We start from the raw sequence: 13925 nt of genomic DNA, 5'->3' as shown, positions 1-13925 counted from the left end.
TACGGGTGGAATATAGGCAGCTAGGGAGTTCGGGTTTTAAGGTTCCGGTTCTCAGTTTCGGCACTGGAACGTTTGGCGGCAAGGGGGATTTCTTCAAGGGGTTTGGCAGTTCCGATGTGGAAGATGCCACCCGCATGGTCGACATCGCCCTCGAAGCCGGGATGAATATGTTCGACTCGGCCGACGTTTACTCGGGTGGATTGGCGGAGGAGATTCTGGGGCAGGCGATCAAGGGGCGGCGCGATCAGGTCTTGATTTCGACCAAGGCGACTTTCACGTTCGGGCCAGGCCCGAACGACGTCGGGTCTTCGCGTTTTCACCTCATCAAGTCGGTGGAAGGATCGCTGAGGCGGCTGGGCACGGACTACATCGACCTGTTTCAGCTCCACGCCTTCGATGCGGTGACTCCGGTCGAGGAGACCCTAAACACTCTCGACGACCTCGTCCGCGCGGGCAAGATTCGATACATCGGCTGCTCCAACTTCTCCGGCTGGCATCTAATGAAGTCGCTCGCCGCCAGCGACCGGCTGAACCTCTCACGCTATGTGGCGCACCAGGCGTACTACTCGCTCGTCGGGCGAGATTATGAATGGGAACTCATGCCGCTGGGGCTCGATCAGGGAGTCGGCGCGGTCGTTTGGAGTCCGCTTGGATGGGGACGGCTTACCGGCAAGATCCGTCGGGACCAGCCGTTGCCGGAGAACAGCCGGCTTCGCAATCCGGTCACCGCCGGAGGAGGCCCTCAGGTACCGGAGGAATATCTGTACCGAGTGGTCGATGCACTCGACGAGGTCGCCGCGGAGACGGGAAAAACGGTGGCGCAGATCGCGCTGAACTGGCTGCTTCAGCGACCGACCGTCGCCACCGTCATCGTTGGCGCCCGCACGGAAGAGCAGCTTCGCCAAAATCTCGGCGCGATCGGCTGGAATCTGACCAGGGACCAAGTGAAGAAGCTCGACGAAGCAAGTGCCACTCCGATGGCCTATCCTTACTGGCACCAAGACGGCTTCAGCCGAAATCCGTCGCCGGTGAAGTAGGGGCGAAAAAGAGCCTCCGTCGTCGATGCCGGCAACGGAGGCCAAGTGTTTGGAGTGACGCGGTCTGGCTTGTCCAGGCTCGCTTGGACCTTCGACAGGGGTGGCTACCTGGAAGTTCCAGCCGCCGCTAAAGGTCCTAGCTGTGGCGCTCGATCACGTCGCGGTAACTAGCACGATCCCCGGAGGCAATGTCGGTTTCCACCGAATCGAAGACAAAGAACCCGTCGTCGGACACGGCCGGAGCCGCCGCCGAACGAGCCTGTATTTTTCCGTTCACGTCCAAGGTCGTGATCCGGCTGCAAAGGATTAGGCTGCTATCGGCGACCTTCCACCGATAAGCGTGCGGACCGATGTTGATTCCGTAGTTGACCGTAGAGGAGAGGAGGTTATGGTTTGTGCATAGGAAGCTCACATAGCCTCCGTCGGCAGAAATGTTGGGACTGCTGGCGGCCGATGAGGCATATTCTCCGGGGTCGGAGTAGGGAAGGCTCAACGTGCCAGAGGACCAAAGATACACGTCCTGCATGTTGTTGGTGTCGCTGGCTCTAAGGTCGGTTGAGGTCGTTGTAAAGACCACGTGGTCACCGGAACCGTCGATCTGCGGTTCGGAGCTGGTTCCATTGCCGCCCACACCCGAGTTACTGTAGTTGTGACTTACCACGTACGTCGTTCCGCTCATGGATGGCGTTCCGGAGCCTGATGCGGTAAATCCGGATTCGTACACCTGACTTCCGCTGACGTACGCGATTTTGTCGGCAGTCGAGTTGATCGCGGGCGAACTATATTGGTCGCTGTTTGACACGTGATGGATGTAGTTGTAGCCACTTGAGTTGGCGATAGCCTGCATCAGAGGGAATAGCACGGTGGCGTTCGGCCTGCCACCGCAACCTGGGTCTTGGCTGTCATCGTGCAGGTCGGGCCAAACGATGACGAAGTAGGTGTTGCTGCCGAACGTCTTGTTCGAAATGGCCGGGGGCCGAAGGCGGGCGGTGCTGCTGATAGCCGTCGACCGAGCGAGAGCCATCGTCGAATCAATCACTCCATCGCCGCCGTTCGCGCCGTAGTTATAGGTTAGGTACACCGTTGGCTGCGTCTCGGTGCCTGAATAGGCCGTCGACTTCAGTTCTGCAAAAGCAACTGTGGTCGTATTGGTACCCGTCGCGTTAATGCTCGAGTACCACACAACCCCTCGACCATCTCGGCTCAACCTCGGAATGCTAAACCGTGGCGAGGTAACTCCGGAGACGGCGGTAATCGTCGTCTCACCCTGGTAAGTCATGCTCGCGTTGTAGTCGCGAATGTGGATGGCGGTCCCCGTTCCATCGCTGGAACTCCCGTCCAGGTAGGCGATTCGAATGAGCGAGGAGCTCATCTTGGCGATCGAAGCGCCAAGGGCGTCGTTCGTCCCTGAGCTGGAGACGGTCGTTTGAGCGACGGCTCCGGTGGTCAGGACAAGGCTGGCAAAAAGTAGAGAGACAAGCTTCATTGATCTCCTCGAGGCGGCCGACTTGGGTCGGCTCGCTACGTCGAATATATGATATGGGTTATCAATGAAGCTTATTTATCACTAACACGGGTAATCCGTGTTTGAAGTTTTAAATACTATTTACTCGGCAATGATCGCCTGCGTATGTTGACGTGCGTCTACATGAATTCTACCGTCTCACCGAGTGCATGCAGGGGAAGGCCTTGGGTGGACGGGAGGCTTTTTACTCGGGCGAGCCGCCCGTGCCACCGCTTGGCGCCTACTCGCGGGTCAGTACTCGGCAGCCATCTTCGGTGACGGCGACAGTGTGCTCCCAGTGGGCGGCTAAGGATTTGTCTTTTGTGTAGATTGTCCAAGGGTCCCCCAGGCGATGCTCGACGGCAGCTTTTCCGACAGAGACCATGGGTTCCACGGCGAAGGTCATTCCCGGGCGCAGGGTGAGACCGGTTCCGGGGCGTCCGAAGTTGAAGACGTCCAGGCCTTCTTCATGCACCGTTCGTCCGACTCCATGTCCGGCGAGCTCTCGGATTACGGAAAAGCCGTTCCGTTCGACGATCTTCTGAATGGTGTTGCCAAGGTCGCCGAGCCGTAGGCCGGGGCGAATTACTTCCACTGCGCGCACGAGGGCGGCCCGAGTAACCTCGATTAAGCGCTGGGCTTTGGTCGAGACTTCGCCCACGGGAACGGTGATTGTGGTGTCCGCGAGCCATCCGTCCACGTCCGCGACCAGATCCAGCGATACGACGTCGCCGTTGCGCAGCACACGGGGTCCGGGCACTCCGTGGATCACCTGTTCATTGATCGAAATGCAGGTCGCGTGTTGGTACGTCGCTTCGCTGAAGGCCGGTTTGTAGCCGAGTAGGGCTGGTTTCGCGCCCAGGGATCGGAGCGACTCTCTAGCGACCTCCTCCAGGTCCAGGGTGGTCGTTTTGCCGGGAACGATCGCCTCGCGCATGGCGCGGAGGGTCTTGGCGGCGGCGCGGCCCGCTTCCGCCATGGCGTCGATCTCGCCCGGTGTCTTCAGTGTCATGGTTCGCAATGGTGGCAGAAATTGCCTTCCGAAAGAGTCAGGAACGTCCATGCGCCTCCGCAGAGGTACCTTCACGTGGTGACGATCATTTTGTTTATCGCCGCCAGCCTCGACGGCTACATCGCGGGGCCGGACGACGACCTCTCCTGGTTGTTTACCGACGCGGACTATGGGTTCTCCGACTTTTATGCCGGCGTCGATACGCTCATCATGGGACGGGGCACCTACGAAGTGATCCGCTCGTTCCCCGAGTGGCCGTATGAAGACACCCGCACGATCGTCGTAAGCCGCTCGTGCGACGTCGAGGTGGATACTCCCGAGACGGAACTGTACTGTAAGGATCTTCCGGGCCTCATCGAATACCTGGCCGAGGAGAAGTGCAACCGAGTTTGGCTCGTAGGCGGGGGCGAACTCGTTCGGTCCTTTTTGAAGCAGGGCTTGCTGGACGAGATCACCGTTTCCATGCACCCGATCCTTCTGGGCACTGGCGTGCGCCTCTTCCCGGGCGGCTTCCAACAAACGATGCTGCTCCTCAAGGACACCCAGGTCTTCGAAGGCGGCCTCGTGCAACTCAACTATCACGTCATGCCGCCAGACGACGAATCGTTCGAGTAGATCCTGGTTCAGGGACGCTTTCGCTTGAAGTACGTAGCCGTCGGCTCGAACCCTAAGTGCTCGTAAAAAGCTGCCGCACGGCGGGTCGGCGCCACCACCTCCACGCAACCGTTCGACCAGGCCTCGGTCAGTGCGTGCTCGACAAGGGCACGGCCTACACCTTCCCCACGCTTTTCCGGGTCGACGACTAGCTCGACGATCTCCAGGATCGGTCCGCCAGCGAAAAGCGTGGGAAGCGCGTGTGCGAGCAGGTAACCCACGACGACTTCACTTTGCTCGGCCACCACGAAAGCCGTCCCGGTACGGGAAATTAGGGCTGGGAAGTCGGATTCAAAAAGAGCTTGGTTCGGAGTATACGAAGTGGCAAAATCCTGCAGCAGCCGCCAGACTGGCGCGGAGTCACGGCACTCCGAAGGGCGGATTACGGTGGAAGGATCGGAGGTCAAGGGAGATGTTCCTGCCTAATTAAGCGGCCACCTTATTTTGAAGTGCCGCTTAGCTTACAGGTGGGAAGAGGTCACGGACGGAAAAATCGCGGGTAGCTCTCCCCGGTAAACTCACGGGGCTTCGCCGCCGATCTATGTCTAGCGCTCGCGCCGAACGGGAGAAGGTTCGTCACTCACTTCACCGCGGTTTGCTTCGAATCAACCTCCTCCATTCAGCGGCGGTCGGTTTTATAGCCGGGCTGATCGGAGTCTGCTACCAATTCTCCGTTCGCCTCGTGGAAGCTTGGTCGCATCGAGCGGCGGCCTGGTCTGCTCTTCACGGTTCGGCAGGAATCTTCCTGTGGGTAGCAGGGGCCGCCCTCTTTTCGGCCGGAATCGCCCTGATGATCGGCCGCTTCGCCCCGGACTCTGGAGGGAGTGGCATTCCCCACATTAAATCGGCGCTTCTGCATCTTAGAGTCATCCGTCCGGTGCGATTGCTCGTCGCGAAGTTCCTCGGTGGCCTCGGCGCGCTTGCCACAGGGATGTCGCTCGGACGCGAAGGGCCGACGATCCAGATGGGCGCCGCCGTCGGCAAGCTATTCGGGGACAAGATGCGGGTTCCGAGACGAGCGAGGAGCGCTCTCGTCGCCGCAGGCGCGGGGGCTGGCCTAGCGTCCGCGTTCAATGCACCGCTGGCGGGATTTCTCTTCGTCATGGAGGAGCTGAAGCGCGAAATGTCGGCCCTCACTTACGGTTCTGCGCTAATCGCGTCGGTGTCGGCGGTAGCGGTCACTCGATACCTAGTTGGGGAACGACCTTCGTTTGTGCTTCCCTCTCCTGGCGGGGCTCCCCTATCGGTGCTGCCGCTTACGGCGTGCTTGGGCTTGCTGGCGGGAGTAGGCGGGGTTCTGTTCAATCGTGTGTTAATCGCCGGGCTGGAGATTCGGCGAGTGAGGAAATTACCGGTTGCCGTCGTGGGCGCCGTTGCAGGGGCTCTCGCGGCGCTAGCGCTGGTCTACCTTCCAAAGGTTGCCGGAGGCGGGCACCAGGTCGCGGAGCGGCTGCTCGCAGGCGAGTATCAGGGGATCACGATCAGTGCAATTCTGGCTTTGTTCCTCGCAAAGCTTCTGTTGACCGCTATCTCGTACGCCACCGGGCTGCCGGGAGGGATCTTCGCGCCGATCCTCGTGATGGGCGCGTTTCTTGGGTACGCCTTCGGTATCGGGGCGCATGCTTTGTGGCCCTCCGTTCCGTTTTCAGCCGGTGGATTCGCTACGGTTGGTATGGCAGCGATGCTTTCGGCCTCCGTCCGGGCGCCCCTAACCGGGGTGGTCCTGATCGTGGAAATGACCGCCGAATACGGGCTGCTTTACGCGCTACTAATAAGCGCCTTTGCGGCATCGCTCGTTGCTCAAGCCCTCCGCGACGAGCCGATCTACGAGGCACTCATGGAGCGAGACCTCAGGCTAAGCGGAGCGGAGGTACATCCGGAAGAGGAGCCGATCCTCGTCGAGTTGCTCGTGGAACCGCACTCCGGCATGGACGGACGGCGGATCAGCCGCCTCGGCCTTCCGGTGGGAGCGATCGTCGTCACCCTCGAAAGGGGATCGACACACATCGTTCCTGGAGGAAGCACTCTGCTGATGGCGGGCGACATGCTCACCATCATGATTCAGGGAGATAGGCCGGAGTTGAGTCTGGAGATCCACGAAGCGGCCCGTGCGCCGGACTAGCGCAACGCGGCAGCCTGACGAACCGTCACGAGACTGTGCTCCTCTCAATGCTGTTGGCCGGAAGTCTTGCCACCACCCGCCCGTTCCACATGGGATTTACGCAGTGGCCGGCCGATCTGACGGCCGAGGGGGTGGCGAAGTCGGTCAACTTTGCGAACGCTCACGGCGATTTGATTTCCGTGATGTTCATCGGCGGGATTCCTTGGGACGCTTCTCTGTCGGGTGGCAAGTACTCGGCGGACGTCGACAAGAACCTCGCCTACCGGCCGCCGGCCGGCAAGAAGCTGTTTCTCTCGATCTCGCCTCTCGATCAAAGCCGGGCGGCGCTGGCGCCGAATTGGGGAGAAAAAGACAATCAACCTCTCTCGTCCAAATGGATGGGAAAAGCGCTGGACGATCCCGACGTTGTCGGAGCGTTTACGAATTTTGCCCTTCGGTCGGTGGCGGCGATGAAGCCGGATTACCTGGCGATTGGCATCGAGTCGAACGTTCTCCTTTCGAAGAACCCGGCTAAGTGGGAGCAGTGGAAGAGGCTTCACCAAGCTACCTATCGGGCGGTGAAGGCAAAGAATCCGGACCTACCGATCTTCTTTACCGTGGAGGTCAATCACTTCCTGAAGAACGCGGCCGAAGCGAAAGAGAGCGATCAGATCGGACAGGTCAAGGAGATGTTGCCGTTTGAAGACATTTTCGCCATGAGTCTGTATCCACATATGGCGAACCAGATCCCTCGCCCGTTTCCGTCCAATTATCTCGACTTTGCGCGGCAGTTTAAGAAACCGATCGCGATCTCGGAGTCGGGGATGACCTCGGCCGACGTCAAGCTCAAATCGTTCGGCCTCACCCTCCACGGATCGGAAGAGGAGCAGAAGCTTTTCGTCGAGCGGGTTCTTGGCATTGCCGCCCGCGACAAGTATTCGTTTGTCGTTAACTTTGCGACGACGGACTTCGAGGCGCTATGCAAACGACTCCCGCCTCCGGCAGACGATATCGGCCGGATTTGGTCTCTTACGGGATTGCAAACTGCCGACGGCAAAGCCAAGCCGGCTTTGAAAAGTTGGGACACGGCGTTAGCCCAGTCGTTTCGCCGAGACTAAGAAAGAGCGCGGATGGTATCGATCGGCAAGTACATGTGGAGATGGTCGTCGAGGAGCTCGATAAATCCATAGCGCGCATAAAACGCCTTGACCGACGGGCTTTTTGCCCGAACTTCGACGCCGGCGATCGCCATATCCGCCGAAACCGCTAACGCACGTTTCAAAGCGTCAAGCAAGAGCAAGGCCCCGTAGCCCCTCCCTTGGAAATCTTTGTCCACTGCCATCCTTCCCAGATGGGCGACCGGCATTGGATACCGTGGAAGCTTGCGTCTAACTTCGTCGGGCAGGTTCTCGAAGATCACGCCTCCTGCCGAAAGGGTGTAGTAGCCGATGACTCGAGGATCATCCCCCTCAACCATAACGAATGTTCGAGAGTAGCTTCGTTTTTCGTTTTGTTTGGCAAATCGGGCTAGATATTCATCGAGGTCCGCTTGGCCGCTTGTAAAGCGAGATCGATCGTGCCGGTCGCTGAGCGTTTCGAACCTAAGGATTGGAAACTTCCTCTCGATACCGTGAAGCCGCCCTCAATAGGGCCTTATTTGGGGCCGGCGGATTATCGAGAGCGGCCAAGAAAACGTCGCGGTCCCGGTCCGACATGGAGGTAAGCATCGACCGTTCGACTTCTTCTCGAGAAACTGCTGACAAAACCGCCGTAACATACGCCGAGACTGAAACCCCTCTCAACCGCGCAGCTTGTTCAACGATCCTTTTAATATCAGGAGTGATGCGCAGGTCCAGGCGCGCCGACGGCGACGCTTTTGCTTCCTGAATGGTTTGAGCCGAAGATCTCATCGCATTTAACCTTTCACATATTGTACGGCATATTTCCGTACAAATCGGACTCCAGTGGGTAAGGCCAGCGGGGGTGGGCTTGAGAAGCGGGTTGCCCGCCCATGTAAAAGGCGCTAAATGCCTCAGAATGGCGGACCGAAATGCCCTGAAGAGGACCGATTGACGACCATTGGGAACCTCTACGCGTCTATCTAGTGAGCGCCGCTCGAATCGTTCGGTTTAGAACCTTAAGCAGAACGATTCCGAGGGGTACTCTGCAAATCGGCGAACGCATCGGGAGGTGTGGATCGTCGCAAGAGGAAAAGGTGCCTCACGGGGCCATAACATACGTCGGACGCAAGACGTAGATAAACGTACACGGACGCGAACTGGAGAACAGGATCTAACCATCCGAGTCATAAGGAGAGCACCCGTAAGACAGGTGAAAACAAAGTATGTGGCAACGCTTTACAGAACGCGCTAGGAAGGTCGTCTTCTACGCGCAGGAAGAGGCACAGAAGTTCGGGGAAGGCTATGTCTCGACAGAGCACCTCCTCCTCGGACTCGTCCGGGAGTCGGATAGCGTCGCCGCGCGGGTGCTGGAAAAGCTCGGAGTCAGCCTTCAACGAATTAGGGCTGAGGTCGAGAAGCAGCTCCCAAGAGGTGACGCGCGACCAAGCCAGGACATGACCTTGACGCCCCGCGCCAAGCGGGTTATCGACCTGGCCTATGACGAGGCCCGGAACCTCAACAACAACTACATCGGAACGGAGCATCTCCTGCTCGGCCTGATTCGCGAAGGCGACGGCTTGGCGGGGCGCGTGCTGGCCAAGCTGGGCGTCGAGCTCGAGCGGGCCCGCCGCGAAGTGATGTCTCTCCAAGACAACGAAACCCAAACGAAGTCCGGCGGACGCACCTCTGGCCCCAGCAGCGGCGGCAGTGCGACCCAGGCCAAGACCCAGACCCTGGACGAATTCGGAAGAGACCTTACCGAGCTCGCCCGCGAGGGCCGTCTGGATCCGGTCGTGGGACGGCAGAGCGAGATCGAGCGAGTCATGCAGATCCTCTGTCGCCGAACCAAGAACAACCCATGCCTTATCGGTGAACCGGGCGTCGGAAAGACGGCCATCGCCGAAGGTCTCGCGCTGCGCATCGTCAGCGGGGATATCCCAGACCTGCTCCGCAATAAGCGGATCGTGGCCTTGGACCTCGCCGGACTGGTCGCCGGAACCAAATACCGGGGCGAGTTCGAAGAGCGCATGAAGAAGGTGATGGAGGAAGTCCGCAAGTCCGAGGGACAAGTGGTTCTCTTCATCGACGAGCTCCACACGCTCGTGGGCGCCGGCGCTGCCGAGGGCGCGATCGACGCCTCCAACATCATGAAGCCCGCGCTTGCGCGCGGCGAGCTCCAGTGCATCGGCGCAACCACTCAAGACGAGTTCCGCAAATATATCGAGCGCGACGCCGCCCTCGAGCGACGCTTCCAGGCAGTAAAGGTCAAGGAGCCGAGCGAAGAAGAGGCGATCGAGATCATGAAGGGTCTCCGCGAGCGGTACGAGGCGCACCACCAGGTCGAGATCACGGACGACGCCATTTTGGCCGCCGTCACCCTCAGCCAGCGGTACATCTCCGACCGGTCGTTGCCGGACAAGGCGATCGACCTTATCGACGAAGCGGCTTCCCGCGTCCGGCTCCAGCAGAGCCTGCCGCCGGCGGAAGTTCGACAAGATCGAATCAAGCTGAACAAGCTGAACGTGGAGCTCGACCATCTTAAGAAGCGCGAGCACGACGAGGCCCAGGTGGCCAAGCTCCAAGAAGAGCGGGACAACCTGGAGAACACGGTTCGCGAGCGCGAAGAAGAGTGGCAAAACACCGAGAAGCCGGAACCGGTGGTCGGTGAAGGCGAAATCGCCTCGATCGTACAGAGCTGGACTGGAATCCCGGTCACCAAGCTCGTGGAAGCCGAGAGCCAGAAGCTCCTCCGCATGGAGAGCGATCTTCACCAGCGGATCATCGGCCAGCACGACGCGGTGGTCGCGGTTTCGAGGGCAATCCGGCGCGCGCGCTCGGGTCTGAAGGATCCGAAGCGGCCGATGGGCAGCTTCATCTTCCTCGGTCCGACGGGCGTGGGTAAGACGGAGCTGGCGAAAGCGCTGGCGGCTTACCTGTACGAGAAAGAATCGAATATCGTTCGGATCGACATGTCCGAGTACATGGAGCGCTTCGCGGTCTCGCGACTGGTGGGCGCGCCTCCCGGATACGTCGGTTACGATGAGGGCGGACAGCTTACGGAGCAAGTACGGCGCAACCCGTACTGTGTGGTCCTCCTCGATGAGATCGAGAAGGCGCACCCCGAAGTGTTCAACATCCTCCTGCAGGTAATGGAGGACGGACATCTGACGGATAGCCAAGGGCGCACCGTCGACTTCCGAAACACGCTGATCATCATGACTTCGAACGTCGGCGTCCGGCCGATCGAGATGGACAAGCCGCTCGGGTTCCGAGACGTCCGGCAGGACTTCAACGATCCGAAGCTCTACGAGAGCATGAAGAACAAGATGGTGGAGGAGATGAAGAAGCTCTTCCGGCCCGAGTTCCTCAACCGCGTAGACGAGGTCATCGTGTTCCAGCACTTGAAGAGAGAGGAGATTCTCGAGATCGCCGACCTCTACTTGAAGCGGGTCAATCAGCAGGCGGCTTCCATGGAAGTCACCATCGATCTGAGCGACGCGGTCAAGAACCTGCTGGTGGATCAGGGTTACGACGCCAACCTGGGAGCCCGACCTCTGCGCCGAGCGGTGCAGCGGTACATCGAGGACCCGCTCAGCGAAGAGCTTCTGCTGGGTCGGTTCCACGCGGGCGACCAGATCATGGCCGACACCGAGGACGGGACCACCGTCATCTTCAAGCGCAAGGAAGCCGAGGGCGGCCAAGCGCCGGAGAAGGAACTGGTTTCGTCATAACCTGAGGGTAACTAAAATAAAAACCCCCGGCTGCATGCAGTCCGGGGGTTTTTATTTTAGTTCGTCCAGGGCACGACGGGGATGCCGAGTCCGCCCGACATGGTCACATCGATGAACTGGCCGCATGGCATATCCGGCAGGCCACTCATGCCCGGCAGATTGCTGGGCTTGACGGTACCGCTCTCGCTGGAACACCAGAAGTTGTGCCAAATCGATTTGTCCGCCGGCATCATCACATAACCCTCACCGGGAATGGCCGCGGCCGGATTGAACGTGTACCCGTTGACCCGCATCGCCTTGGCGTGGCCGTCGACGAAGCTGAAGTTGAAACTCCCGCCGTACCGGAGCGACGTGTTCTTCTTGGGTCCGGTGTAGTATTCGAGGTCCGAACCTATAGCGCTGATTGTGTAGCGCCGGCCGTTGTATTCGTCACCGAACGCAGCGAGCTTGGTCGGCTCGTCGACCGCGGTCATGCTGATACCGGAGGTAACGCGTCCATTCGACCAAGCTTGCTCCGGCCCCACCAGTGCGCCGCCGGCCCAAACTCCGAATCCCCAGTTGTAACCGAAAGAGATGCATCTCTTCGCATTGTCGCCGGTCGGTACGAAGTATCCGTCGGGGGTCTTCGTATTGTCGCAGCTCGCGCTGCCTCCACCCACCGAAGCGCCATTTTTCTGCGTCCACTCGGAGCTAAAGAACAGGTCCATATTCTTGATGTATGGCTGCATCGTCTGGTACACGTCGACCGACCCCTGTCCGTTAATGGAGAACACGATCGGAGTAGTGTCGTCCCAGTCGCCGACGTAGAGATTCATGCCGAGCCCGATCTCTTTGACGCTGTTTAGAGCGGCGGTCTTTTTGGCAGCCAGCTTCGCTTGGGCAAAAACCGGGAACAGAATCGCGGCAAGGATCGCGATGATCGCGATCACAACAAGCAGCTCGATAAGGGTAAAAGCCCGTTTCATAATGGTTAGCTCCTCAATAGGGCCATGTCATTATGTGCCGAGATCATTTGCGGTGAATTAAGGAAAACAGTAAGGGTTGCCGATTGCGTCAGAGCAAACGCAAGAATGGCGAAGGGTTTAGCTACGCAATATTGCCGTAGAGCAATCGCCCTCGCCTATATTCTGTGGGGCGGGGTTTTGGCAGGTACCGGGGAAGTCTTCAGATCGCGCGAGGAGTTCTGAAAAACGTTGCCATGTCGGTAAATCCGTACAGAGAAGCTGACCGAAAGCTAAGCTTCGATTCGCCTACGAAACCTTGAAGGGCCTCGTTCCAGGAGGTCACTCGGGAACGCGCAAGCTCCGCACCTTCCCTGTTCATAAAGTAGCCGAGCGAAACGTGGGGAGTGAATGCCTCCGAGGCGCCGAGCCCGAATTGGGCCAAGTAACCGCGGCTTAGGATTGCCCTTGCCTCAACGAATCGAGCGAAAACGTCGACCTCCACCGGCGATAAACGAATGGCCATCACTCCGCCCCATTGACACAGTTCGCCGTAACTAAAGGTCAGATTCCACTCGGATTGCGCAACCTCATTCTCCTCCGCGCGGCAGAGAAGGTCTGCCGAGAAGGCATGGGGGGAGGGTAGCTGGTCGAGCAAGGTCCGTAGTCCGTCGCGGATCTCGGAGTGGCACCGAACGAGGTCGGCCACGTTGGCCACGTCAAATGCGGTGACGTGATACGAAGGTGAAGGCAGAGCGCAAAACCCGTAGGTCTGGAGGAGTCGGTCGGGAGACAACGACTGCAGCCCGAGGTTCGCCTGCCGATAGAACCCGAGTTGCGAATCGTTGTCGACGTCGCATGCCAGTGTCTCGACGCCCGCATTCTCCCGATAGGCGGAAATCGGGTTGTCGAACAGTAGCGAGAACCCAGGGAAGCGCGCCCAACGAGGCGTTAAGCCCGCGATTTTGCCCTGAGTTATCGTGATCATCTATCGAGGGTACCGAATGGACAATCTCTCATGACCGCACCGGACATCATCAGACTGGCGATCGTTTGAGCGGAAAGCCGGCTCTCTGCTCTCATACACGAACGCCGTTCCGTTTTCGATGTAGGATCGAAAGTACGTGCAACCCCTCCAGATGACCCCGAAACGAAGCTAACTTGTCGCGGCTCAGTTCGGCTTCGAGGTTTGCCAGCTTTACTCGAATCGGGGCGACGCCCGGCCTTACCAAGAGAACGGTCGGAGTTCGTTGGATTTTTAGTCGGGCGCATAATTGCGCATCTCGTTTGAGGCGCTTCCTCGCGGCTCCCAACTCAGCATCGTTCGGCGGCTTTCGAGTGCCACCCGCATCGCTAAGGATCTTCTCGAACTCGCTTCGCGAATCCGGCGCCGGAGAGATGCTTGCCGAGGCTGAGAGAAACTTAAATCCCACTCCTCTCCCGTTGGCAACCTCGACCCATTCGGCAGCCTCGACCGCAGGTCCACCGTCGGCGAGTGGCTTCTCCCGGATGATCAGGGCAGCTTGATGATCGGCAGCAATTTTCTCCAGACGGGGCAGCGAGCGGCGGCAAGCGGAACAGTAGAAATCGATAAAAGCGACGATCGCAGTGCTTCCGCTCCGATTACCCGCTCGGATGGCGTCCTCCGGACACAGTTCCTGGGCGGTTGTCTGCGCCAGAGCGGCCAAGTTGATCGGAGTTTCGGCGGCTTTCCAGCGATGTACCGAATACGTGAGTCCGGTGGCGACCCCCACCGTCAGCAACGCGAAGAGCGGAACGGACAGGCGGTCGCGCGCAAAAGTTCGGGGAAGCATCCACGTAGTC

At 59.3% G+C, this 13925-nt stretch carries 13 protein-coding genes; 5 read left to right on the top strand and 8 right to left on the bottom strand.

Translation table 11 applies throughout. The features are described from left to right. Positions 1-5: 5 nt before the first annotated feature. The gene (locus tag OP10G_RS12605) at positions 6-1037 is read left to right on the top strand and encodes an aldo/keto reductase (RefSeq protein WP_025225527.1); all 1032 of its coding nucleotides are present in this window, start codon (positions 6-8) and stop codon (positions 1035-1037) included. Positions 1038-1173: 136 nt separating this feature from the next. Here the strand turns inward: OP10G_RS12605 and OP10G_RS12600 are convergent, their stop codons facing one another. Then, positions 1174-2523, bottom strand: coding sequence for a hypothetical protein (locus OP10G_RS12600; RefSeq protein WP_025225528.1), 1350 nt, complete (start codon positions 2521-2523; stop codon positions 1174-1176). A 259-nt stretch (positions 2524-2782) separates the two neighbouring features. Then, positions 2783-3553 (bottom strand): type I methionyl aminopeptidase, encoded by a 771-nt coding sequence (gene map / locus OP10G_RS12595; protein ID WP_025225529.1) that lies wholly within the window; start codon positions 3551-3553, stop codon positions 2783-2785. Positions 3554-3631: 78 nt separating this feature from the next. Between map and OP10G_RS12590 the strand changes: the two genes are divergently transcribed. Then, positions 3632-4168 (top strand): dihydrofolate reductase family protein, encoded by a 537-nt coding sequence (locus tag OP10G_RS12590; RefSeq protein WP_025225530.1) that lies wholly within the window; start codon positions 3632-3634, stop codon positions 4166-4168. A gap of 8 nt (positions 4169-4176) precedes the next feature. Here OP10G_RS12590 and OP10G_RS12585 read toward each other — a convergent pair whose 3' ends face one another. Further along, positions 4177-4614 (bottom strand): GNAT family N-acetyltransferase, encoded by a 438-nt coding sequence (locus OP10G_RS12585; RefSeq protein WP_025225531.1) that lies wholly within the window; start codon positions 4612-4614, stop codon positions 4177-4179. A gap of 134 nt (positions 4615-4748) precedes the next feature. Between OP10G_RS12585 and clcA the strand changes: the two genes are divergently transcribed. Both clcA and OP10G_RS12575 read left to right on the top strand, forming a co-directional pair. Then, on the top strand, positions 4749-6329 hold the full coding sequence (gene clcA / locus OP10G_RS12580) for a H(+)/Cl(-) exchange transporter ClcA (protein ID WP_025225532.1): 1581 nt from the start codon (positions 4749-4751) through the stop codon (positions 6327-6329). Between the two features lie 47 nt (positions 6330-6376). Then, the gene (locus OP10G_RS12575) at positions 6377-7426 is read left to right on the top strand and encodes a glycosyl hydrolase 53 family protein (RefSeq protein ID WP_025225533.1); all 1050 of its coding nucleotides are present in this window, start codon (positions 6377-6379) and stop codon (positions 7424-7426) included. Here the strand turns inward: OP10G_RS12575 and OP10G_RS12570 are convergent. Continuing rightward, a complete protein-coding gene (locus OP10G_RS12570) occupies positions 7423-7917 on the bottom strand; it encodes a GNAT family N-acetyltransferase (protein ID WP_038473055.1) in 495 nt (164 codons plus the stop codon). The two genes, OP10G_RS12575 and OP10G_RS12570, sit on opposite strands and share 4 nt — an antisense overlap. After that, complete coding sequence (locus OP10G_RS27895) at positions 7910-8218, bottom strand: type II toxin-antitoxin system TacA family antitoxin (protein WP_084179190.1); 309 nt, start codon at positions 8216-8218, stop codon at positions 7910-7912. Before OP10G_RS27895 ends, OP10G_RS12570 begins: the two co-directional genes overlap by 8 nt. A gap of 434 nt (positions 8219-8652) precedes the next feature. On the opposite strand from OP10G_RS27895, the gene OP10G_RS12565 reads away from it, so the two are divergent. After that, the gene (locus OP10G_RS12565) at positions 8653-11160 is read left to right on the top strand and encodes an ATP-dependent Clp protease ATP-binding subunit (RefSeq protein WP_025225535.1); all 2508 of its coding nucleotides are present in this window, start codon (positions 8653-8655) and stop codon (positions 11158-11160) included. A gap of 56 nt (positions 11161-11216) precedes the next feature. Here OP10G_RS12565 and OP10G_RS26850 read toward each other — a convergent pair whose 3' ends face one another. The 3 genes from OP10G_RS26850 to OP10G_RS27415 all read right to left on the bottom strand — a co-directional run bounded on the left by OP10G_RS26850 (position 11217) and on the right by OP10G_RS27415 (position 13915). Then, entirely contained in the window at positions 11217-12125 is a 909-nt protein-coding gene (locus tag OP10G_RS26850) for a prepilin-type N-terminal cleavage/methylation domain-containing protein (RefSeq protein ID WP_025225536.1), read from the bottom strand. A gap of 199 nt (positions 12126-12324) precedes the next feature. After that, a complete protein-coding gene (locus tag OP10G_RS24580) occupies positions 12325-13089 on the bottom strand; it encodes a hypothetical protein (protein WP_025225537.1) in 765 nt (254 codons plus the stop codon). A gap of 91 nt (positions 13090-13180) precedes the next feature. Beyond that, positions 13181-13915, bottom strand: coding sequence for a DsbA family protein (locus OP10G_RS27415; RefSeq protein WP_227625159.1), 735 nt, complete (start codon positions 13913-13915; stop codon positions 13181-13183). Positions 13916-13925: the final 10 nt, after the last annotated feature.

This window comes from Fimbriimonas ginsengisoli Gsoil 348 (assembly GCF_000724625.1).
Lineage (GTDB): Bacteria > Armatimonadota > Fimbriimonadia > Fimbriimonadales > Fimbriimonadaceae > Fimbriimonas > Fimbriimonas ginsengisoli.
The sequence above is the reverse complement of the archived record's forward strand: the minus strand, read 5'-3'. Positions and strand labels throughout refer to the sequence as shown.